The sequence below is a fragment of the Acetobacter senegalensis genome (assembly GCF_001499615.1).
Lineage (GTDB): Bacteria > Pseudomonadota > Alphaproteobacteria > Acetobacterales > Acetobacteraceae > Acetobacter > Acetobacter senegalensis.
Genome location: NZ_LN606600.1, coordinates 756,187 through 779,414 on the forward strand (window position 1 = coordinate 756,187; position 23,228 = coordinate 779,414).

General features: G+C 59.1%; 18 protein-coding genes and 1 tRNA gene. 11 read left to right on the forward strand and 8 right to left on the reverse strand.

Features of this window, described 5'->3' with window-relative positions; translation table 11 throughout:
• Window positions 1–219: 219 nt before the first annotated feature.
• The 3 genes from ASN_RS03350 to ASN_RS19470 form a co-directional block, all read right to left on the reverse strand.
• A tRNA-Arg gene (locus tag ASN_RS03350) sits at window positions 220–296 on the reverse strand.
• Between the two features lie 275 nt (window positions 297–571).
• A complete protein-coding gene (locus tag ASN_RS03355; RefSeq protein WP_058989090.1) occupies window positions 572–1,678 on the reverse strand; it encodes an alpha/beta fold hydrolase in 1,107 nt (368 codons plus the stop codon).
• 294 nt (window positions 1,679–1,972) lie between these two features.
• Complete coding sequence (locus tag ASN_RS19470) at window positions 1,973–2,119, reverse strand: hypothetical protein (protein WP_157765097.1); 147 nt, start codon at window positions 2,117–2,119, stop codon at window positions 1,973–1,975.
• On the opposite strand from ASN_RS19470, the gene ASN_RS03360 reads away from it, so the two are divergent.
• A complete protein-coding gene (locus ASN_RS03360) occupies window positions 2,112–2,327 on the forward strand; it encodes a zinc-finger domain-containing protein (protein ID WP_006558838.1) in 216 nt (71 codons plus the stop codon). The genes ASN_RS19470 and ASN_RS03360 overlap by 8 nt on opposite strands.
• 365 nt (window positions 2,328–2,692) lie before the next feature.
• On the opposite strand, the gene ASN_RS03365 is transcribed toward ASN_RS03360, so the two are convergent.
• Complete coding sequence (locus ASN_RS03365) at window positions 2,693–3,178, reverse strand: hypothetical protein (RefSeq protein ID WP_006558839.1); 486 nt, start codon at window positions 3,176–3,178, stop codon at window positions 2,693–2,695.
• Between the two features lie 259 nt (window positions 3,179–3,437).
• Here ASN_RS03365 and ASN_RS03370 point away from each other — a divergent pair, with 259 nt between their 5' ends.
• The 3 genes from ASN_RS03370 to ASN_RS20495 all read left to right on the forward strand — a co-directional run bounded on the left by ASN_RS03370 (window position 3,438) and on the right by ASN_RS20495 (window position 4,621).
• On the forward strand, window positions 3,438–3,974 hold the full coding sequence (locus ASN_RS03370) for a DUF1269 domain-containing protein (RefSeq protein WP_035379926.1): 537 nt from the start codon (window positions 3,438–3,440) through the stop codon (window positions 3,972–3,974).
• A gap of 210 nt (window positions 3,975–4,184) precedes the next feature.
• On the forward strand, window positions 4,185–4,340 hold the full coding sequence (locus ASN_RS19475) for a hypothetical protein (protein ID WP_157765098.1): 156 nt from the start codon (window positions 4,185–4,187) through the stop codon (window positions 4,338–4,340).
• A gap of 35 nt (window positions 4,341–4,375) precedes the next feature.
• Window positions 4,376–4,621, forward strand: a complete 246-nt coding sequence (locus ASN_RS20495) for a GNAT family N-acetyltransferase (protein WP_407922297.1) — start codon at window positions 4,376–4,378, stop codon at window positions 4,619–4,621.
• Between the two features lie 54 nt (window positions 4,622–4,675).
• Here ASN_RS20495 and ASN_RS03380 read toward each other — a convergent pair whose 3' ends face one another.
• Complete coding sequence (locus ASN_RS03380; protein WP_058987210.1) at window positions 4,676–5,908, reverse strand: MFS transporter; 1,233 nt, start codon at window positions 5,906–5,908, stop codon at window positions 4,676–4,678.
• Between the two features lie 62 nt (window positions 5,909–5,970).
• Window positions 5,971–6,876, reverse strand: coding sequence for an amidohydrolase family protein (locus ASN_RS03385; protein ID WP_058987211.1), 906 nt, complete (start codon window positions 6,874–6,876; stop codon window positions 5,971–5,973).
• A 222-nt stretch (window positions 6,877–7,098) separates the two neighbouring features.
• On the opposite strand from ASN_RS03385, the gene ASN_RS03390 reads away from it, so the two are divergent.
• Window positions 7,099–7,617, forward strand: a complete 519-nt coding sequence (locus tag ASN_RS03390; RefSeq protein WP_082666558.1) for a thioredoxin family protein — start codon at window positions 7,099–7,101, stop codon at window positions 7,615–7,617.
• Between the two features lie 152 nt (window positions 7,618–7,769).
• Here ASN_RS03390 and ASN_RS03395 read toward each other — a convergent pair whose 3' ends face one another.
• Window positions 7,770–9,191: a glycosyltransferase family 61 protein gene (locus ASN_RS03395; RefSeq protein ID WP_231948351.1), complete on the reverse strand. Its 1,422-nt coding sequence runs from the start codon at window positions 9,189–9,191 to the stop codon at window positions 7,770–7,772.
• Window positions 9,192–9,404: 213 nt separating this feature from the next.
• On the opposite strand from ASN_RS03395, the gene ASN_RS03400 reads away from it, so the two are divergent.
• Entirely contained in the window at window positions 9,405–11,672 is a 2,268-nt protein-coding gene (locus tag ASN_RS03400) for a protein-disulfide reductase DsbD family protein (protein WP_082666559.1), read from the forward strand.
• A 458-nt stretch (window positions 11,673–12,130) separates the two neighbouring features.
• Here ASN_RS03400 and ASN_RS03405 read toward each other — a convergent pair whose 3' ends face one another.
• Window positions 12,131–13,294: a DUF3034 family protein gene (locus ASN_RS03405; protein WP_231948353.1), complete on the reverse strand. Its 1,164-nt coding sequence runs from the start codon at window positions 13,292–13,294 to the stop codon at window positions 12,131–12,133.
• A 488-nt stretch (window positions 13,295–13,782) separates the two neighbouring features.
• Between ASN_RS03405 and ASN_RS03410 the strand changes: the two genes are divergently transcribed.
• The 5 genes from ASN_RS03410 to ASN_RS03430 all read left to right on the forward strand — a co-directional run bounded on the left by ASN_RS03410 (window position 13,783) and on the right by ASN_RS03430 (window position 23,222).
• On the forward strand, window positions 13,783–16,188 hold the full coding sequence (locus ASN_RS03410) for a TonB-dependent receptor (protein ID WP_231948355.1): 2,406 nt from the start codon (window positions 13,783–13,785) through the stop codon (window positions 16,186–16,188).
• Between the two features lie 523 nt (window positions 16,189–16,711).
• Entirely contained in the window at window positions 16,712–19,531 is a 2,820-nt protein-coding gene (gene polA, locus ASN_RS03415) for a DNA polymerase I (RefSeq protein WP_058989093.1), read from the forward strand.
• Window positions 19,532–19,534: 3 nt separating this feature from the next.
• Window positions 19,535–20,149: an SCO family protein gene (locus ASN_RS03420; protein ID WP_006559410.1), complete on the forward strand. Its 615-nt coding sequence runs from the start codon at window positions 19,535–19,537 to the stop codon at window positions 20,147–20,149.
• 383 nt (window positions 20,150–20,532) lie between these two features.
• On the forward strand, window positions 20,533–22,185 hold the full coding sequence (locus tag ASN_RS03425) for an ABC transporter substrate-binding protein (RefSeq protein WP_058989094.1): 1,653 nt from the start codon (window positions 20,533–20,535) through the stop codon (window positions 22,183–22,185).
• Window positions 22,182–23,222: an ABC transporter permease gene (locus tag ASN_RS03430; RefSeq protein WP_006559412.1), complete on the forward strand. Its 1,041-nt coding sequence runs from the start codon at window positions 22,182–22,184 to the stop codon at window positions 23,220–23,222. Before ASN_RS03425 ends, ASN_RS03430 begins: the two co-directional genes overlap by 4 nt.
• Window positions 23,223–23,228: the final 6 nt, after the last annotated feature.

Consider the following 23,228-nt stretch of genomic DNA (forward strand, 5'->3'; position numbering starts at 1 on the left):
GTGTCTATGAATAAGAGTGTCCCTACCTAAAAAGGCGATTGGATAGGCGACCGCATTTATTCGTTTTTTCTATATCAATATATAAATAACAAATCAGACGAAGCCTGCCTCTTTAGGTATTGTGAAATCAAGTGTCAGTTTTAAGAGGGGGAATAAGAGGGGTAAAATTTCCCTCAATGCAGCTAAGATATTGTTTTTATTGGCTTTTATCTTACTGAATGGCGGACCCGAAAGGATTCGAACCTTCGACCTTCGCCTTCGGAGGGCGACGCTCTATCCAGCTGAGCTACGGGTCCACGGGCCATTCCCTAGCGCAAAGGCGGGAAGCTGCCAAGCCCGTATTGCGCGCGAAGAAAGAATTCCCCTCTTTTCCCTCAGAAAAAGCGCCTCCTGCTGTTTCACGGGGCCGCTTTCTTTCAGACTCGTATGCCCTGCTGTTACGGCTGAGCATAAGGATGGAATGTTGGTTCGGTAGCCGCCAACCATCAACGGTAGTGCGCTCTTTCTCTTGCGTGCGCACCATCTCTGTCCGGCGCTTCCACGTATGGCTGGACCAACACGCCCCGCAGTCTCAGGGGGCTGCAAGCTGATCCATTTGGGCGGGCAGGAACAGGGGCAGCGTGTTCTTGCCCCACGCGGTTTCTCCAACGCCCTGCGCCAGCCATGCTGCGGCGGCACTATCTCCGCCTGACGGCAGCCATGTCTCTGGTGTGGTCATCCATCCCACCATGTCCTGCATTACCAGCCTGCCGTTGCGGTCCCGCAGCAGCAGATGATGGCCACCCGGTATCAGATCAAGCCGCACCTGCTTGGGCATACTTCGCCAGATCTCTGCCATGGCGGAAGGCGGCACCAGTTGATCCTTGTCCCCATAAACGCACAGGATGGGGCCATGAATATGGCGTGCAGCATGGGCGCTCTGCTTCATAAGCACCACCAGCCCCTGCAACGCCTCAAGCCGCGTGGCCCGAAGAGTTAGCGGGTCATAATACAGGCGAATCAGCGCTGCCATATTGTCACTGGCTACAACGTGCACGGGGAGTTCTCGCCCTGTTAGCAGATTTCTGGGGAACAGACTGGCCAGCACCCGCAACGGAATATCCGCCCCCGCCCCCAGATTCCACACGGCGGGGGCCAACAGAAGCGTGCCCGCCACCTTTGGCGCATCCGGCTGCGCCATGAGCAAGATCAGCACCGCACCGCCCATGCTTTCGCCTGCCAGATACAGCGGTGTGTGCGGGTGCGCCTGCTGAATCTGCGCTATTTCCTCACGCACATCCGCCACCATCCGGGCGAAGCCAGCCCACCCGCCACGCAGAGGAGCCTGACCAAAGCCCCGCTGATCTGGCGCAATAACCGTAATGCCGCGCTGCGAGAAAAAAGGGGCTGGAGCTTCCCACGCGTCCCGGCTGTCATTGAACCCGTGCAGGGCCAGCAGCACGGCCCGTTCCTGCTGTTGCGCGGGCCAGACCCGTGCCGGAATACGCGCACCATCAGAAAGAACAAAAGTGTGATCAGGCGGCACAAGCCGCGCGGCAGCCGCAAAACGGGCAGGCGGCTTGGGAGGTGGCGGCAGAGTTGTTGTGCAGGCCGCAAGCCCAAGCGCCAACACCGCCATCCCTAACCGGCCCAATAAAGGAGAACCATCGCGCTCCCGACCCAACAGAACGGCCCTCATCCGGCGCAGATCATGCTGGGGAAGAGCACCCCGCACCCAGCCATAGCGGGCCGCGCCACGCACAACAGGAGTGACGGAAATCGTGCTGCACACACCCTCTCCGCCCCAGCCTTGGTCAGGCTGAACTGATCGGCATGTGGGGCGCTGCTGTACCGGCAACCGGTATTTCAGCATGGGACGCAGAGCGTTCCCTCTTGGTTTATGGGGAAAAACCCGGTTGGCACGGGAAAGAAGCGGTCGGAAAAACGGCATGCTCACGCGGATGGGATGAAAGGGACGGTAGGAACTCAGCCTTCAACCGCGTATCATCCCCACCACAGCAGCGCCAGTAGCCCCGCATGGAAAAGCCATGCGGGAGGATGGGGGCTGAACGAACAGGCTGGCCGCACATGTCTGCACAAGGGCACCGTGCGCTACAGGGAGGATCTGCGGAATGCTCATTCAGCCAACCAACCCGGTGCCCCATCCCCGGCTTGGGCATGTGGAAACCATTGTGGTGGATCGACGCAAGATTGCGTGCGATGGTGGCCTGGGCGCACTGGGGCATCCGCGCGTGTGGCTGAAAATTGGTGGGCACCAGACCGTATGCCCCTACTGTTCACGCCTGTTTGTGCTTCAGCCCGGAGCGCATGACGATCACGGCCATTAAACTGCAGCCGCAACGCGCGTAGTAAAACGATTACCGGAGTAAACCGCAAAGTTCGGTAAGTGATCCTGTCAGGTCAGGCTGGGCACGCCAGAAAGGCCGTTGCCTGTAAGCGCCGATCAGAAACAGGATTCCAAAGAAACATCTTTTCAGAACCGTGGCTGATCCGAAATGCAGCAGACTTATTGTGTGCGAAATAAAGCTTATTATCCCGATGGAGTTGCATCAGGAAGACGGGTTTCTTTTCACACCCTGAAAAGCCCGGTCTGTATCTCGCTTTCTTCTTTTCACTGACGTTAAAAAAGAAAGTTTGCACTCCCCTTCACGCAGAAACCACATTCTGCGTGAAGGGGGCCATGCCTGAAAAATCAGGACGGCAGCAGGAAAGAACCGTCATCCAGTTCAATGCCGCGCTGGGCAGCATGGGCACAGGTTGCGGTGCGCTGATCCTTGCCAAGGGTATTCAGGTCAAGCAGACGGCCACCGCTGCCAACCAGCAGCAGGCCTGCCCCACCACTGGGGTATGTGGCATCAGACTGAACATCACCGCGTTTGGCCAGAGAACGGCCAAGGGACCGCACGGTTGTGTCGTCATCAATGCCGCGGGCATAGCAATAATACATCAGCCCGGCGATATTGCCTGCGGTAGCGTTGTCAACCGTGGGCACACCATCATGATCCAGCACGCCGGATGCGGCGTTTGATGCAGTCATGGGGGCTTCACTCCCCAACGTGGCGGTTGGTACAATAGCGGCTGGCGCGGGCGCCGTGTTCAGTGCTGTCTGGGCGTGTGCAGCGCCAGCAAAAGCCAGACCGCAGGCTGCCAGCAGGGCAACGTGACGAAACCCCTTCATGTCAAACCTCCTGATATATGTTTGTGCGCACTATCAGGCGAGGCCGCCATGCGGACAAGTGAGCTGCATGCCGGTCTGTTATGCGTGCCGTTTTCAGGAACTTATCGGTCCTGTTTCATGAAATTATAAAATTCATGAATGTCTGATTTCTGCAAAACGCATTAGGCAAAGGTGCTGTGCTTCTGCATCCTTACGCCACAGCGTGGAGAATGACTGACGGAATACTCTGTCTCCCCTTACGCTATAAGGAGCGAATTTCATGTCTGATCTTGTTGTTCTGGGGTTTGACCATACCAATGACGCCACACTGGCTTTGGAAGAATGCCGGAAACTACAGAAAGAATACCTGCTCGATCTTGAAGACGCCGTGGTGGTGGTGCGTGACGCCGAGGGCAAGGTGCATTTGCACCAGAGCATCAACCTTGAAAAAGCTGGTGCATCCTGGGGCCTTTTTTCCGGCGGGTTCTGGGGCGTGCTGGTGGGGCTTCTGTGCCTGAACCCGCTGGCCGGGTTTGTAGCTGGCAGCGTGGTAGGCGCTGGGGCTGGCGCACTGGCGGGCAAGCTCTCGGATTACGGTATTGATGATAATTTCATCAAATCTCTGAGCGAGACCATTCCGCCCAATACCTCTGCCCTGTTCATTCTGGTGCGCAAAGCGCAGCCTGAAAAAGTGCTGGCAGATCTTCAGAAGTTCAAGGGCCACGCCCGTGTGCTGCAAACCTCCCTTTCCCCTGAAAGTGAAGCTCAACTGAAAAACGTACTTGAAAAAGCCGCTGTGCCACAGCCTGCCGCCTGAAACCCCACATGCCAGGTAAAGACACAACAGGAATAGGGTGACAGAAGCGGTGCCCTATGCAGGGGCATGGCTTTCTTTGCCTGAACGGGAAGAGAACCATGCCCGCTGATATCCATTATCCGGCACGTTTGCAGCACACTAAGGGCTGGAAGCGCAAAGCGAACATCTTTACGCTCCTGATCTGAAAGTTTTCTGCCAGAGGCCCGTGTGATGTTCGAGATAAGAAACCGTGTGGATCAGGATATTCCGTTTATTGCCCAACTCTGGTGGAACAGTTGGGAGGCAACAGGACTATCTTCCCACCATGACCCTGCGCCATCCGGTTACGTCGAGCGACTGAAAACGGAGGCCAGGAATGGACCATAAAAGTTGCCGTGCAAAACACCCGAATTGTTGGCTTTATGGCTCTGGACAAAAAGCAGAATTGGCTTCGGCAATTATTTGTTGATCCCTCCTGCCAAAGAGCCGGCATTGGAAGACGCCTGCTCGATGACGCCAAACAGGAGATGCCACAGGGCTTCTGGCTAAGAACCACAGCCAACAATCTGAACGCAAGGCAGTTTTACGAAAAAGCAGGTCTGCGGTTTGATGGCCTATCCCTTTACGAACGCTATCAAAGAGAGATTGCCATTTTCCGGTGGCCATGATGCGCTTTGCACAGAAACACATCACACACCTCGCACTGTTTCTGGCGCTGGGGTTCAGAAATTCTGTAACTGTTTTCCCTTTGTTTCCGGCAGACACATCACAATCAGCAATACAGCGCCATACGCGCAGGCGGCGAATAAGCAGATCGCCCTGCCCAGCCCCATGCTCTGACTTAAAAAGCCGATAAGGCCGGGAAAGAACGCCCCCATGGCGCGCCCAAAATTATAGGCAAATCCCTGCCCGTTTGCCCGCAACGCCTGCGGAAACAGTTCGGACAAATACGCCCCCAGACCGCTATATATGCCCGATGCAGAAAACCCGAGCGGGAAGCCTGCAATCAGCATTTCCATATTGGTAAGCGGCAGCAGCAGGTAGGCAATCACGCTGCACAGGGAAAGCACCGCAAAAAAGGAAAATGTGGGTTTTCTGCCCCAGGCATCAGCCAGAAATGCCCCGCACACATACCCGAGAAACGAGCCGATAATCACCACCATCAGATATTCACCCGTATGGATGACAGAAAGCCCATGCTCCCTTTCCAGATAGGTAGGAAGCCATGTGGTAATGGCGTAATATCCACCCTGAATACCAAGACACAGCAACGCAGAAAGTGCGGTTGTTCTGAACAGAGCGGGGCTGAATATGGCCCAGAACGGCTGAGCCTGCGCTTTCTGCCGCGTGGCCTGTAGCGCCTGGAACCCCGCAGGTTCCGGTACATGATGCCGCACATACAGCACCAGAAAGGCGGGCAGAATACCCACCCAGAACAGGCTGCGCCACGCCAGATGGGGCGGCAGCACACTGAAGGCCAGCGCGTAGAGCGCCGCCGCCGCACCCCACCCCACGGCCCAGCCGCTCTGGATCAGCCCGACTGCCTTCCCCCGGTGTTCGGGCCGCACAATTTCCCCCACCAGAACGGAGCCTACGGCCCATTCCCCGCCAAAGCCGATACCTTGCAAGGTACGGACAATAAAAAGCTGTGTGAAATTCTGGCAAAACCCGATGAGGCATGTGCAGGCGGAAAACCACAGAATGCTGGCCTGAAGCAGCCGCACGCGGCCAAACCGATCTGCCAGAATACCGGCGCCCCATCCCCCAATGGAAGAAAACAGCAGCGTGACTGTCACCAATGCCCCGGCAGAAGCCGCGTTGATGTGCCACTGCGCAATAAGCGTGGTAATGACAAAGGTGAAAATCATGTAGTCAAATGCATCAAGCATCCAGCCGCCAAAAGCGGAAAGGCAGGTTGCTTTCTCTGCACGGGAAAGCCCGGTCAGCCACGTCATACTGTTTTCCAGTTTTTCTTATTATTGGAACAGACGATTTTAAAAAAGGTTTTACTGCGGGCTCAGCCTGGCGTCTTTTGCGCAAAACCATAGAGCACCGCAGGGTTCCGCACCAGAATATGGTTGCGTGTCACATCATCAGGTGCCCATTCCGCCAGCATGGAAAGCAGGTCTGTGGTGTCTGGCATGTCACGCACGGCCACATGAGGCCAGTCACTCCCCCACACCATGCGCTCCGGGTTGGCGCGGATCAGCGCCTGTGCAAGCGGCGTGACCTGCCGCATGTCCTCAAGGTTCTGCACCAGACGGTACGCGCCGGAGAGTTTCACCCACCAGCCTTCCTCCGCAACGCATTTTTCAAGCGCCCGCAGTGCCCCAACATCCTGCGCAACGGAAGACGTAAGATAACCCATATGGTCTATCACCACCCCGCACCCAAGGCGCGCAATGCGGGGCAGCAGTTCCAGCCCGCGCACGACATCAATCAGAAACTGCATGTGCCAGCCAAAGGGCGCAATGCGTGCGGCAATCTGCTCCATGCTGTCCAGCGCCACACCACCACGAAACAGGGCGTTAATGCGCACGCCCCGCACGCCCTCAGCATGCATCTGCTCAAGTGCTGCATCGCTGACAGTGGCGTCAATCACAGCCACGCCGCGCAAACGGTCTGGATGACGCGCCAGCACATGACGCATATAGCGGTTGTCCGTGCCGTAAATGCTGGGCTGCACCAGAACACCACGCTGCAACCCCTGCGCATCCAGCATGGCCAGATAGGCAGCCTCCGGCGCGGGCGGCGGCGTGTAGCTGCGGTCTGGCGTGAAGGGGTAACGGGCCGTATCCTCCGCAATCACGTGCGCATGGGTATCACAGGCAAGATCAGGCACCACAAAAGCTGGACGATGCAAAGTATCAAACGGTGCCGGGCAATTTACAGTTTCAGCCCCAGGCGCAACAGAAGAGGACATGGGCAGGTTCACTCAAAATAAAATCGAGCGGCGTCAAACCGCTTTGTGGGTGTTATGACACGGCAGCTTATCAAGCGTTTCCCCCGGCACCATTTTTATTTTCCGTAACAAGAGCGTGAAGCTGTTTCTGCCGGTTCCGCCTTCTGACAAGGATTGACGGCAGCCCCCTGTGTCAGCCTACAGTCACGTTTTCTTCTCTTTATCCTGATGGAGCGCCCGATCATGGTTGCGTTACGGTCTTTTTCCGCCCTTATGCTGGCAACCACCCTTATCTCCTTTTCCGGCGCGCATATGGCTCTGGCTGCCCAGCCGGTGCCCCAGGTTGGCACAGCCCAGATTACCGCCGTTGCCCACCCCTATGCCGCGCCGGAAGACGCCCCGCAGGCCGTGGAAAATGCTTTTGCCGAGGCCCGAAAAACCGGCCGCAAGGTGTTGATTGATTTCGGGGCAAACTGGTGCCCGGACTGCCGCGTGCTGGCTGGCGTTCTGGATCACCCTGCCGTGGCACCATGGGTGCAGGAGAACTTTGTTGTGGTCTCCGTCAACGTGGATCACTTCAACAAGAACATGGATATCGCCCGCAAATACGGCGTTACCATCAAGGCCATTCCGGTGGCGCTGATTGTGACACCTGAGGGCAAGGTGCTGAACGCCGACGCCACGCTTGAACTGGGTGATGCCCGCAGCATGTCCGCGCAGGCGGTGGTGGACAAGCTGGCAGAATGGTCCAACCGCACCTGACCCCTGTTTGACCGGGGCTGGCCTTACTCAACTGGGGCCGCTCCTTCCGCTCCAGGCTTACTCAGCGGGCCAATATTACCAGCCGGGGCGGTTGCGTGTGGTCCGGGACACCATCAGCGCCGGATCAGAAATATCCATGCCTCCGTGTGACGTTATGGTACCTGCGCCTGCGCATACATGGTCAATTGGCGGGCGCGGTGCACCAGTTCCGGCACATTGAACGGCTTTTGAGAAACAGCCACATGGCTTTCCTCTTCCACGCCAGTTTCAATCAGTTCACCCCAATAAGGCAGGCCCATCTGCATGGCCAATGTCAGGTTGCAGGGGTTCTGATGCTGCTGCGGCACCAGTTCACAGATCACCGTACCGGGGCGACACCATGCCAGATTGGCCATGCCTGCGCCTAGCGCGCCCACAACCAGCCGGGCTTTGGCAAACAGCCGCATCTGATCCGCCACACTCAAGGTTTCCGGCCGCACCACTGTAAACCCGGCCTCAGCCAGAGCCTGCGCCAGATCGGCCTCGTTAGGCATCAGGCGGTTGGAAGCACCCCCCCGTTCTATGAACAGATCAAGCGTTCGGGGCTCCCGCCCGGTCACCCCTGCCTGCGCCGCCAACGTATGGTAGGCAGCGCGGGACGTGGGCAGAGGGGAAAAATCTGCAGCGCCGCGCACGCAATCTGTGTAAATCACCTTACGAAAAGCATATTGGCGCCCCGGCTCTGTTATGGTGGCACGGGCTGGGTCAAACCCGTTCATCCGCACCGTTTCTTCCTGCCAGGGTGTCAACTGAGGAAGGATCAACCCGCCCTCAAACCCACTTTGGCGAAGGCTGAACAGGGTGGGCACAGTATGCACAACCCAATGGTAGTAATTGGTGCTCCAGTGGTCAAAGCACGCTGCCATCACAGGTTGCCCCGCCGGTGCAGGCACCAGATCATCCTCCCGAACGGTCAGATCCGCCACGGCCTGAGGCGGTTGCAGGTAGGAGGTATCCGCAATGGGCCGTCCGTCCTTGAGAAACACCATCAGGTTACGGTCAAGCACCACATCTTCAAGCTCGTATTGCCGTAGGATGAGGGGCTTGGACTGCCAGCCACGGAACAGGGAATGCGCACCGCCGGGCAGGCACCCATCCTGCACCAGCCCCGCTGGCTGCACCTGGGCGCTATCCAGCACCCGCATGGTGGTGGCGACATCCGCCAGCGTAAGAGGCGCAGAGGGATCTAACGCTACGGACGCCTTGCGGCGGAACAGTCGGGCAAAAGAAAACATACGCACCGCTTTGGTTGAATGACACGCGCCAGACCCGTGGGCGGACCCAGCCTCCCGCATCAGGCGGGCCAGACTGATTTTAGGCCAGCACCATGCCGGATAATAGTCCCCCGTTTCTCTATCCCGCGCCTTTGAGATTGCTGTAGGAGACTCGCGCTCCGGCCGGATTGCTTGCAGATCGTGGAGACGTGTGCGGAGCCAATGGCATGGCCGTAAAAGCCGGTCCGCTTGCCGGAGCAAGAACACATGCCGCAACGTGTTGAACTGGGGGCTGCTTGAACTGGGCGGTGCACACACCATGTCCGCTCAGACCATGGAGAACAACCGGGCAGGCCGATCAAGGTGCTCTGACCGTCCTTGCAATGGGTTTGCCATACCGCGCGCCAGTCTCGAGCCTGTGCCGTTTGCGCGGGCGCGTTATCTGCACCAATGTTGTACGCATCCTCTGCTGCCCGTAGCCCGTTCTGGTCTATAAGAGAGCCACATCTGTTTTTCCTACTCGAAAGTCCGTGCATGCCTTGCCGAGCCCTGCCCTGCTCTGTTCCGCCTGATCAAACCGCTGCCCCGCGCACGCGTGCTGTGTTGCGTAGTCTCTGGGCCGCAGGGACCTTTGCCCTGCTGATTGCGGTTGCCATGGTGGCGGCAGGGGCCTGTCTGCCGCAGGCACAGGCGGCGGAAAGCGCGGCAGTCAGCACCGAGCACAGCGTTGCCACACTGATAACCGACAGTGACACGGCAGACGGCAGCACGCCCCTGCGTGTGGCGCTACGCCTGAAGCTGCAACCGGGTTGGCACACATACTGGCAGAACCCCGGTGATGCCGGAGAGGCCACGGCAGTCACCATAACGGCGGAAGGTGGGCTGACGGGCAAAACCGACGCCATCCAGTGGCCCACACCTCAACGCATCCGTGATGCCTCGCTGATGTCCTATGCCTATACGGGCGATGTGGTGTTGCCGCTTTCCCTGCCGTTGCACGCGGCGAAAGAAGCGGCTTCTGTCGAGAAAACCTCCGCCACAGGCGCAGGTTCTGGCACGGATGCCCCCACCACACTTAAAGCGCACGCAAGCTGGCTGGTGTGCGCCAGTGTCTGCGTGCCGGAAGAAGCGGACCTCAGCCTGCCTCTGGCGGCAGGCGCACCACATCCTTCCGCTCAAACACCCCTGTTTGAGGCCGCTACGCAGGCCACGCCGGTTCCTTCGCCTTATACTGCCACCCTTGCCGCAGATGGCACGCTGCGCGTAAGCGGGCAGGATCTCTCGCCCCGCGCGGTGAAGGAAGCGTGGTTCATGCCAGACAAGCCGGGCCTGATTGATCAGGCAGCCCCGCAGAACGAGGCCGTGCAGAACGGCGCTGTGGAACTGCACCTGAAACGCCTGCCCGACCTTGCATCAACCCAGTCCCTTTCCGGCATTCTTGTTCTGAAAGACGCAGCAGGCAGCGAACACGCCCTGTATCAGACCGCCAAGCCCGCGCCGGGTGCCGCAGGCGGAGTGGCGCCTCGTGGGGAAAGCGCCACAGCCGCCAGCAGCCTGACACAGGCCGGGTTTGGCCAGCAGGTAGTATTTGCGTTTCTGGGTGGGCTGATTCTGAACCTGATGCCCTGCGTCTTCCCCATTCTGGCCATGAAGGCTCTTTCCGTCGCCAAACTGGGCAAGGCGGAACGGCGCACACAGATTACCAGCGCCGGGTGCTATGCGCTGGGGGTGATGGTCACGTTTCTGGCCCTTGGCGGGTTGATGATGGCGCTGCGTGTAGCCGGTGCGGCAGAAGGCTGGGGCTTTCAGTTCCAGTCTCCGGTGTTTGTCACGCTCATAACATGGCTGCTGTTTGGCATGGCACTGAACCTGCTGGGTGTTTTTGAATTCATGCCGGTATCTGGCGGGGTTTCCGGCACACCCAAGCACGGCCACTGGCATGATGTGCTGACGGGTACTCTGGCTGTGGTGGTGGCAACGCCCTGCACCGCCCCGTTCATGGGGGTGGCCATTGCCGGTGCGCTTTCCGGGCCGCCGGTTGCGGGGCTGGCGGTGTTTGCCGCCATGGGGTTGGGGCTGGCAGCCCCTTACCTGCTGCTGACCGCCATACCGGGCCTTGCCGCCCGCATGCCGCGCCCCGGCCCGTGGATGCAGTATCTGCGCCAGTTTCTGGCCTTTCCCCTACTGGGCTCCTGCGTCTGGCTGCTGTGGGTGGCGGCGCTGGAAGGTGGGGCCTCCGTTGTGCTGCTGCTTGCCACTGGCATGGTGCTGCTGAGTTTTGCCGCATGGCTGTATGGCGTGGCGCAGACCCGCTTGATCCAGCAAGGGCACACACGCACCAATGCCGCCCTGCATGGGCTAGCGCTTCTGGGGTTATTGGGCGCACTGGCGCTTATTCCCGCCCTTCTGCACCAGCAGGGTTCTGCTGCGGCCAGCCCACAGACCTCTGCCCTGCCCAAAGGCGTGGAGCCCTTCAGCACCGCCCGGTTTGAGGCCTTAAAGGCCGCAGGCAAGCCAGTGTTTGTGGACATGACCGCCGCATGGTGCATTACCTGTCTGGTGAATGAACGGGTGGCGCTGGATGTTCCCGCAACCCAGCAGGCATTTGCAAAACAGGACATTACCGTGCTGCGCGGAGACTGGACCAACCATGATCCCGCCATCAGCGCTTTTCTGAAAGAACGCGGGCGTGATGGGGTGCCGCTTTACATCTACAGCCCCGCCCACGGGCCGGAGGTCACCCTGCCGCAAATTCTGACACCGGGGCTGGTGATCAGCACACTCGAAAATCAGACAAAGTAAGAAACAGTGGGACGTGGCGGGAGAGGGTAAACTACTCTCTCACGCTTCCGCATTTAGGGGTTTCTAAAAACCCTCCTTTGGGGAATGGGTGACAAGCATAACCCTGTGATAGGGCCGCGCTTGGGAAATTCAGAATAGGGTTTTCAGAGCCTTACCCCTTCCACTCTTCACTCTTCACTCTTCACTCTTCACTCTTCACTCTTCACTCTTCACTCTTCACTCTTCACTCTTCACTCTTCACTCTTCACTCTTCACTCTTCACTCTTCACTCTTCACTCTTCACTCCGCGCTAGTGGTCACGCCCGGTCGGAGCAAGTGATGGGGCGTAAAAACTGCTTTTTCTTCCACAACTATTATCGACAGGCATCTTGCAAAAGGGCTGATCTCAAACGCAAAAAGACCGGCCTGATACAACTGATGGGTCAAACAGCACCTTCAAGCAGCTTGGCGCGCCCCCTTCAAAACCCCGTCTGAAGTGAGAAATAGGCACCCGTCTGGGTGCGGTAGGTTGCGATGGTGCCCAGTGATACATAAGCGGCTGTGATATTCAGGTGTTTGTTGACAAAATAGCTGGCGTACACATCAAACCAGTTGCTTTCCGGCGTGAAGTTCTGGTTACGCGGTTTGGTTCGGTATTCCACCCCAACCACAAGCCCCGGAATAAAGGACGGCAGATACCCAAGGGAGCCTTCAAACTGTGGGTAATAATTATCGTTCCTGTCCCCCCCAAAGCCCAGAATACCCCACTGGTTGCCTTTGGTCAGCCGCAGGGTGGTATCAACCAGAATCCCTATTTTGGGAAAAAGCTTGGTAACAGCAACATAAACATCCGCGCCATCTGTATGTTTGGACCCCACGGCATGAATGACCTTGGCGTCTCCATCATGTTTGTACATGGCCCCGACTGACACCTGCGGCAGAAGTGTTTTATCCAGAACATGACCAAACAGACGCACCTTGATGCCGCCTGTATCCAGATCAAACTGATACCCCCGGCCAATACCCAGCTTGGCGCCCGTGCCGCCGGTCTGGAAGAAATTGTGAGAATAGGAAAGTTCAACACGGTCATAAAACCCCATCAACGCGCCCACGTTCTGGTCCGTATAGTTGGTGACATTCACATAACTGTAGTGAAACGCCATACCCATGCTCTTTTTACTGCCATACCCCCCAATGGTGGCCCAGCTTGCAATACCACCACCGCTTGACCCTTCCAGAGAACTCAGCCCGCTGGTGCCCAACGTTCTCTGCCCATCAAAAAGCGCGTTGAAGGAGAGCGGATCAGGCTGACCCGCACCATCTTCCGCCGATGCTGGCTGTTCCGTTGCCGGATGAAGGGACACCGTCGTGCCTCTGGCAGCGGATGCACGCCCCACCGGACGTTGGTTGCCTGTAGCCGCAACGGCTGCCGCTGTGCGAGATGTGGCCGCAACAGGTGCAGCGGTGGCAGCAAAAGCAGACGCCAAGCCTGCCCAGATCGTAAAGAAAGATGCCGTAAGAACGCCACCAGCCCGCCCGGCCTGCAGCGTGGCAGAGAAAGGAAGCCTCTCCTCCCTTTTTGACGTCTGTTGTGAAAAAATGCGCCTGTGACTATGGTTTGTGACCCTGCTTTTAACGGACATCTCTCTTCTCCCTTGGCGGGAACAGGCTACACAGCGGTTGCTGTCACTTGGCATCACGTGTCCGTTTATGGCGTAGCGGAAGAGAGGCAGACGGCCTTTGATCTCCTCATTCTGTGCGTATATGTTATTCAGTAACCGTAACAAGCGCCCTGAAAGCCACAAAAACCCTTACCTTGCCTTCACGGAGCAACGTGCAACCTACCCGCCGCACGCCACGCAGATGGCGCAGGGACACATACCAAAAAGACCGGCTTTTTCCCTTTTCCATGCTCTTTTTGCCACGTCAGGAGCATGCTGCCCTTCATACAGGCACACTGGCTAGAAACCGGTTGAGGTCTGAACGTGCGCGTTTGCCCCCCTCCCCACCGGTTACGGCTGAGGTTGCAAATCCATTCTAACAAAAATGTTATATTATAACATTTGAGCCTTTTGGAAATCTCGCTAGTCTATAAAAAACTCAATAAAATCCGATGAAAAGTCTGATCTGCATGCTGCGTACCCCGTCTTCTCCTCCCGATCGTGCTCTGGCTTCCGTGCTGGTGCTGGCTACGGCGCTCTCCGGCCTGTGTGGCACGCCTGAAGCAGATGCCGCCGCAGAAACATCCAGCACGACTAAGGAAGAAACAACGCGCGAGCAGAAAAAAGAAGACTCAGCGCCTGCGCACCCGGAATATGTTACCGTAAAAAGCCACACTACCGCAGATGGCACCACAGGCCGCGCCGCAGGCGGCGGCCTGATGCCGCAACAACGCGCGCCCCAGGCACAGAGCGGCCTGACGCGGGACTATATTGCCCGCCAGAGCCCTACCGAAAGCCCGACTGCCATGATCGCCGCCCTGCCCGGGGTGATCTATTCCGCCAATGACCCGCTCGGCACGAATGATGACCAGCAGGGGCTTTCCATCCGCGGGCTGGACCAGACTGAAATCGGGTATCTGTTTGAAGGCGTGCCCGCTGCCCCGCCGCTTTTCCTGATGCCTTACACCTCCGCCACGGCAGATACGGAAAACATCAGTTCCGTCACCCTCACACAGGGCGCGGCGGAAGCCACGGCACCGCTTTACAACGCGGTAGGCGGCCAACTGAGCGTGCACATGATCAAACCGCGCAAAACAGCAGGCGGTTTTATGGATCTTTCTTACGGGTCCTATGCGCTCAACCGTGAATTCCTGCGGTTGGACAGTGGAGAAATAGGGCATACAGGCGTAACCGGCTTTGCCTCCTTTTCCTACCGCAACGCCAACCAGTGGCGCGGGGCCGGAGACAGCCCACGCTACCATGTGGACAGCCGCCTGCTACGGGAATGGGGCAAGGGCAGTTCTGCCTCGCTCATTTTTTCCTTTAACCGGCAACGGCAATATTACCTGCGGGCTCCCACACTTACGCAGTGGCATGCCAGTGGCACCCAGTTCAATTATTCATCCCGTTATACGGAGGGTGACAGTTCCTATTACCTGTTGCAGGAAAACGCCCGTGCCCAAACCTTGCTGACAGCCCCGCTGGAATTCAGGCTGAACCAGCATTTCCATCTCTCGCTTACGCCCTATTTCATTTATGTCGCGGGGTATGACGGGTTTGGCACCACGCTTGACCCGCAGCACAGCTATCAGGGCAACCAGCCTGCCGGGCCGCTACAGGCCAGTGCAGGCCCCCAGACAGGCCAGATTACCGCTGTTGCAACAGATACCTTCAAGCAGGCGCATTCCGGTATCACGGCTTCCCTGCGCTGGGATGCAGGCCGCAACAGCCTGACAGGCGGCGCGTGGTATTCCTATTATGATTACTCCAACCCCTCCCGGTATGCTGCCGTGGATGCAAATGGAGGGGTTTCCAACATGCGGGGCTATTACCCTATTCTCACGGCATCAGGAGAACCGCTGACATCCTATAACTCGCATCTGGTGCAACAGGTTAATGCCCTGTTTGTGCAGGACCGTTTTCATGCGCTGTCCAACCGGCTGACGCTTTCCGCCACGTTTCGCGCCATTATGGTAACGCGCACCATCAGCAATCAGCTTACCGGAGCACGCTACCGCAACGGGGCCAGCTATTTCTCGCCCCAGCCACAGCTTTCCGCCAGTTATGATCTGACACCGCAGGACCAGATCTTCCTGAACGGGACAACAGGGTTCCGCGCCCCCTCCGGCATTTCCAGCTATAATGACCGCTTCAGCGTGGCTACCGGTGCGCAGACCCGCAGCGCCACCAGTGACACCCGCCCCGAATATTCCATTGGCGAGGAAGTGGGCTACCGCCACACCGGGCTGGTAAACGTCTCCGCTGCTCTCTTCAATTACAACTTCACAAATCGCCAGATCAGCACAACAAGCAACCTGAATGGTGCGTTGGTGACGGAATCCCTCAATGGTGGGGGGCAGACAGCCCGCGGCGCACAGCTTGAGGTAGGGCTCAAGCCCTGGCACCATTTCAGCCCTTACCTCTCGGGCCAGTATATTCACGCTACCATAGACAATAACCTGAAATCCGGCATGGATTACCTGCCCACACGCGGCAAAAAAGCTATTCGTACACCCGATTTTTCCGGCAGTATTGGTCTGTCCTATGATGACACGCATCTGTTTGGACAGTTCACGCTCAATTACGTGGGGCCCACCTATTCCACCTTCATGAATGATGAAAGTATTCCGGGCTTTGTTACGGCCAATCTCAGCATGGGTTACCGGCTGCGGCAGGTGGGTTTTGCGCGATCTCCCCAGATCCAGCTCAATCTGATCAATCTTGGCCAGTCGGGTTATCTGTCCGGGGTAAACAGCGTTTCCGCCAACGCCCGCACCACGCAGGGCGTTTACGGCACCACCATTGCCGGAAGAGCCCCCACCTATTTTGTCGGCGGTGGTTTTGCAGGGGTCGTCTCCGTCTCGACAGGTTTTTAAAGGCAGCTTGAAAAGTAGCTAGGGAGGGGGTGGAAAACCTCCAGCCCATCCTTCTTATGCGCAAGAACATCGCTGCGTTGTGGGGACTTCATAAAAGTCTCAAGAAAGCCTCTCGAACCTCGCCTTGCGCCTGTTTGTCATCAGAGCCAGAGGACAAAGTCTATCCTCAGATCGTTCTTGCTCATGTTTCCGGTCGGCTCTTAAGCGCCAGTAAGGGATCGTCCTGCCGCTTCGCTATGCTGCTTTGTGGAACAGACACCACAACGGCAACAGGAACCGACCAAAGCCAGCCCCGATACAGAAAGACCACAGACGCTCCCCCTCACGCTAACGTCTCTCTGATGGCGCAATAGGTCCTCTCCCTCCGCGTGCAGTGCAGCGGCTGTCCTTGCCCTGTGTGGGCTAAGGCATGCGCGCATGTTGTGTGAACGCTGGACATCGGGGCGAAGGGCGCATATCCCAAACGCATGCTTTTCTTCCCTGCACGGCCGTGTCCGGCAGCCCTTCAGCCGGTAGCCTTATCATGACCCAATCTGACGCACCTCATCTGGTTCTGGTGGATGGCAGCGGCTTCATCTTCCGCGCCTTCCATGCCCTGCCCCCCATGACCAGCCCGCACGGCGTGCCGGTAAACGCCGTGTATGGCTTCACCAACATGCTGGCCCGGCTGCTGCGCGAACATGTTGGCACGCATCTGGCGGTCGTGTTTGATGCCGGACGGCACACCTTCCGCTCAGACATCTACCCGCAATACAAGGCGCACCGGCCGGAACCGCCGGAAGATCTGCGCCCGCAGTTCGGGTTGATCCGTGATGCCACGCAGGCCTTCAACGTGCCCGGCATTGAGCTACAGGGCTGGGAGGCAGATGATCTGATCGCCTCCTACGCCACGGCGGTCCGGAAGATGGGCGGCACCTGCACCATTATCTCCTCCGATAAGGATCTGATGCAGTTGATCGGCCCCGGCGTGTGCATGCTGGACCCCATCAAGCAGACCCCCATCGGCCTGCCAGAAGTGGAAAAGAAGTTCGGGGTGCTGCCTGAAAAGGTGGTGGACGTGCAGGCCCTGATGGGGGACTCCACAGATAACGTGCCCGGCGTGCCCGGCATTGGGCCCAAGACAGCCTCCGCCCTGATCAATGAATTCGGCACGCTTGAAGCCGTGCTGGCCGCCGCGCCGGAGATGAAAAAATCCAAGCGGCGGGACATGCTGATCGAACACGCGGATGCCGCCCGCCTCTCCCGCCAATTGGTGGAACTGGCATGTGATGTGCCCCTGCCCATGTCGGTGGAAGAACTGGGTGTGCGGGAGCTGGATAAACCCGTTCTGGCCGACTGGCTGGAAGATATGGGCTTTGGTTCCGTGCTGAAACGGCTGGGCATGGGGCATCCTTCGGGTGCCCACGCACACCGGGCGGCGCACGCCATGGTGCAGGCATCTGTCAAAGGGGCTGCGGCACCAGACGCAGCCCCTGCTGCTGCTGGCCCCAGCGAGGCCGCAACCGCCGCCATGGCAGCCGCCTATGGCCCGTATGAAACCGTGCGCACGGCAGAAGCCCTGCAAAAATGGGTCAGCGCCGCGCAAGAAGCAGGCCTGTGCGCCGTGGATACGGAAACCGATGGGCTGGACCCGCTGCACGCCAACATGGTGGGGCTTTCCCTTGCCACGGCGCCGGGCAAAGCCTGCTACGTGCCGCTGCGGCATGAAGGCACGCTGGAAGAACCCGCAGGCGAACAGCTTACGGCAGACGCGGCACTGGACCTTATGCGCCCGCTGCTGACGGATGAGAGCGTGCTGAAGGTGTTCCAGAACGCCAAGTTTGACCTGCTGGTATTTGACCGCGCGGGGCTGGACTTCAGCACTATCGGCCCGGTGGATGACACCATGCTGATCTCCTACGCACAGTCCGCCGGGTTGCATGGGCAGGGCATGGATGAACTTTCCACCCTGCATCTGGGCCACTCCCCCATCAGCTATGACAGCGTAACCGGCACCGGCCGCAACCGTATTCCGTTTGCGCAGGTGCCCGTGGGCCGCGCCACGCAATATGCTGCGGAAGATGCGGATGTCACGCTGCGGCTGTGGCATGTGCTGCACCCCACCCTGCGTACCAATCAGGCGCTGGCGCTGTATGAGCAGATCGAACGTCCGCTCTCCCCGGTGCTGGCGGCCATGGAAAAGGCAGGGATTGCCGTTGACCGGGCGGAACTGGGACGGTTGTCCGAAGATTTTGCGGCCCGTATGGCCGTGATGGAAAAGGACATCTACGAAACCGCAGGACGTGAGTTCAATGTGGGCTCCCCCCGCCAGCTTGGCGAAATCCTGTTTGACGAGATGGGCCTGAAAGGCGGCAAGCGCGGCAAGGCTGGCGCATGGAGCACGGATTCCTCCGTGTTGCAGGATCTGGCCGATCAGGGCCACGCCCTGCCGGAAAAGGTGCTGGCATGGCGGCAGCTTGCCAAGCTGAAAAGCACCTACACGGATGCCCTGCTGCGCCAGACCACCACGGAAGACCGCGTGCATACGTCCTTCCAGATGGCCATCACCACCACAGGGCGGCTTTCTTCCAACGAGCCGAATTTGCAGAACATTCCCATCCGCACGGAAGAAGGTGGGCGTATCCGGCAGGCGTTTATTGCGCCCAAGGGCAAGAAGCTGGTTTCTGCCGATTATTCCCAGATTGAATTGCGGCTGCTGGCGGATGTGGCGAACATTCCGGCCCTGCGGGAAGCCTTTGCGCTGGGCCAGGATATTCACGCCCGCACGGCATCCGAAGTATTTGGTGTGCCGCTGGAAGGCATGGATGCCCTCACCCGCCGACGTGCCAAGGCCATCAATTTCGGTATCATCTACGGGATCTCGGCCTTCGGGCTGGGGCGGCAGCTTGGTATTCCGGCAGGGGAAGCACGTTCCTATATTGATGCGTACTTCGCCCGCTACCCCGGCATCCGGGATTACATGGAGCGCATGCGCGAGGAAGCGCGCCTGCACGGCTATGTGCTCACCCCGTTTGGCCGCCGCTGCTACGTGCCGGGTATTCAGGAAAAAAGCGCGGCCCGCAGGCAGTATGCAGAACGGCAGGCCATCAACGCCCCACTTCAGGGGGGGGCTGCGGATATCATCAAACGCGCCATGGTACGCCTGCCACGCGCCCTGAAAGACGCCGGGCTCTCTGCCCGCATGCTGCTACAGGTGCATGACGAACTGCTGTTTGAAGCAGATGAAGCCGAAGCGGAAGCCGTGGCCGCTCTGGCCCGTGAGGTCATGGAAGCCGCGGCAACACTTTCCGTACCGCTGGTGGTGGAAACCGGCATTGGCCGCAACTGGGCAGAGGCACATTAAGACATGACTCCTTCTGAAAAACGCTTTGCACTGATTGGCGTTGCCATTCTGGCCGTTGCCGGTGCGGGCAGCTACATGGCCACCCGCTTTGCCATGCACCACGGCCCCACCCTGAGCACCTATGGCAATGAGGTTGGTGGGTCTTTCCGTCTGATGGACGCCACAACCGGCACCATGACGGACCAGACCTTCCGTGGCCGCTGGATGCTGGTGCTGTTTGGCGCCACCCACTGCGCACAGGATGCCTGTGAACCCGCCCTGCGGAACATGTCCGCCGCGCTGGACAAGGTGGACCCCGGCAAGCGCAAAGCTGTGATCATTTTTGTCAGCCTTGACCCAGACCGTGATGATGCAGACCGCCTGCGCCAGTACGGTGCAGCCATTGGCCCGCGCGTGGTGGCTGGCACCGCCGCCCCGCGCTCTCTGGAAGCACTGACGCAGGAATACCACGCAAAAATTGAAAAAGTGGATGACCCTGAATGGCAGTACACCATGCGCATGTCTCCCCGCTTTGTGGTGATGGACCCGGATACCCGCTATAAGGGCACTGTGGACGCCAACCAGAGCGCGGATGAGATGGCCGAGCACCTCGCCACCATCATGAAGCCGCAGGACTAGGCTGTTAGCCGCCCTCCCGTTAGCCGTCTTTCTGGTGAAAGGGGTTACGGGCCACGCCTTTCCCTAAAGGAGCAAAGTCGAAGGGGCGCAAAATCCACCTTTTTCGGTCACGACGGAATCATAACGCCTTGATACCGCTCGTGACAGAAAAGCCCGAATAGGGGTTTTCCGAACCCGCCAAGAGCACCGGACCGTCTGCAGGAAACAAACACGGCAGCATGATACAGCGGCGTTTTATTTCACATAATGCACGGGCTTCCGGCTCTCCTGTGAGGTTTTCGCTTTTCTCGGCGGCAATGGGGAAGGAATACGGCTCTCGGCTCGGCGCTCATGGCCGCATACGGCGGGTTGGTAAGACCACCCTTTGTGCAATTACGAGCATCATGCTGTTGGCCTCAAACGGGGTGGATGCGGCCTCCGCCGCGCCTGCTTCCGCTCCGTTGCCCCACAATGGGGGCACCTTGCGTCTCACGGCACAGAGTTCCGGTGGCACGCTGGACCCGCAGGTGGCGTATATGTCCCTCACCCGGCAGATTGAAACGCCGGTGTATGATACGCTGCTGGCCTATCCCAAATTCTCCGGCCCCGGCGCGCTGCCGGTTATTGCCAATCTGGTGGAACAGGTGCCCACGCCGGAAGAAGGGGGCCTGACCTACCGGCTCACACTGCGCAAGGGTATCCGCTTCTCCAACGGCCAACCGTTGGGGGTGGAGGATGTTGCAGCCTCCTTCCGCAGAGTGTTCAAGGTCGGCAGCCCGACCGCTGGCCCGTATTACAGCCATATTGTGGGGGCGGACGCCTGCCTGAAAGACCCCGCCCACTGCACACTGGCAGGCGGTGTGGAAACAGATGCCGCCACCCGCAGCGTGGTGTTTCACCTCAGCACACCAGACCCGGATTTTCTGGAACATCTGGCATGGGGGCACGCCGCCATTCTGCCCGCCAGCACCCCGGCGCATGACATGGGCAATAGCGCGCCGCCCGGCACCGGCCCCTACCGCATAACGGCTTATGACCCCACCCAGTATCTGGAGATGGAACGGAACCCATATTTTCAGGAATGGGCGCATGAAGCCCAACCCGCAGGCTACCCGGACCATATACGCCTGACCTTCGGGCTGGAGCCGGAATCTGAAGTCACGGCCATTGAAAACAACCAATATGACTGGATGTATGAGGACGTACCGCTCGACAGGCTGGGCGAAGTTGGCTCACGCTATGCCGCACAGGTGCAGCTTTACACATTGCTGCTGTATTATTACGCGGCCTTGAACACCACACTGCCGCCGTTCAATTCCCTCAAGGCGCGGCAGGCGCTGAATTACGCCGTCAACCGCCACGCCATGGTGATCTATCATGGTGGTCCTGCCGTAGCCGTGCCGCTCTGCCAGCTTCTGCCCGAAGGCGCGCCAGCTCACCAGTCCTCCTGCGCCTACACCAAAGGAGCCTCGCCCGAACATCCTGCCGCGCGGTGGCAGGCCCCGGACCTTGAAACCGCCCGCAGGCTGGTGCGGGAGAGTGGCACGGCAGGGCAGAAAGTGACCATCGTCGCGCCGCTGGATGGGCGCTACGGCTCCATGGCCATGGAGCTGCGCAGCACGCTTGCCGCCATCGGGTATGATGCCGTGGTGCGCAGCATGACGCAGACAGTGCAGTTCCCCTACGTTCAGAACAGTGACAACCACGTGCAGGTCGCGCTGACCGGATGGCAGGCGGATTATCCCTCCGCCGGAGGCATCCTGCACACGCTGTATTCGTGCGAGAGCATCCACCCACATTCCGATAACTCGCTGAACATGTCCGCCTTTTGTGACCCCGCCATTGAAGACCAGATGCAGCACGCCGCCACCCTTGCGCTGACTGACAAACCCGCCAGTGCACAGGCATGGGCAGCAGTGGACCGGGCACTGATGGCACAGGCGCCCTCCGTGCCGCTGGTGCAGATCAAACAGGTTACGCTGTTGTCAAAACGCGCGCGTAACGTCATCGTAACACTCAATGATGAAATTCTGCTCTCCCAGCTTCAGATCCAATGACGGCTGATTGTTCTTCTGCTTCCGGCACGGGGGTTCCGGTGCCCGCACCCGCGCGCCCGGCTGGCCCCTGGCGCAAGGCGGGCCGCACGCTGCTGCGCAACCGCTCCGCCATGGCAGCGCTTGGCGTGCTGGTGTGCATGACCATCGCCTGCCTGCTGGCCCCCCTCTATGCGCACGATGTAGCGCGGGTGGACCCGTTCACCTCCAACGTGGCAGGCAGCATAATGCTTGATGGGCATGAGGTGGACATCATGCAACCCAATGATAACCCGCTGCATCTGGGCCTGAGCCCCATCGGGCCAACGGGCCACGCCGCTTACCTGCTTGGGGCAGACAGTCAGGGGCGCGATGTTGCGGCCCGCCTGCTGTATGGGGGCCGTAACTCGCTGCTGATTTCCGCCTGTGCAGCGGTGCTGTGCCTGCTGCTGGCCGCCACCGCAGGCATTGCCGCCGGTTTTTTTGGCGGGCTGGTAGATACCGTGCTCTCCCGCCTGATGGATATCATGTGGGCGGTGCCGGTCTATCTGTTCGCTATCTCGCTTTCCATTGTTACGGTCAGTCAGGGCCTCAAGCTGGGGCCGTTCGTGATCGAGGCGGATAATCTGCTGATCCCCATTGTCATTATTGCGCTGGTATATGTGCCCTATGCTGCGCGGCCCATTCGTGGCCGTGTGCTGGCGTTGCGGCAGGCGGAATTTGTTACGGCGGCACGCTGCCTTGGCGTGCCCCGCTGGCGCATTGTGCTGTTTGATATCCTGCCCAACGTGATGACAACGCTGGTGGTGCTCGGCCCGTTGCTGATGGCGCTGGCCCTGCTGGCGGAAAGTGCGCTCTCCTTTCTCTCCATTGGTGTGCAGGCCCCTGCGGCGTCCTGGGGCACCATCATTCAGGATGGCGAAGGGCTGATCTACACGCGCCCCATGGTGGCCGTGGCCCCCGGCCTTGCCATTGTGATTGTGGTGCTGGCGCTGAACATTCTGGGCGATGGCCTGCGGGACGCGCTGGATGTGCGTGATGCCGCACGGCGGTCTTCATGAAGGAGC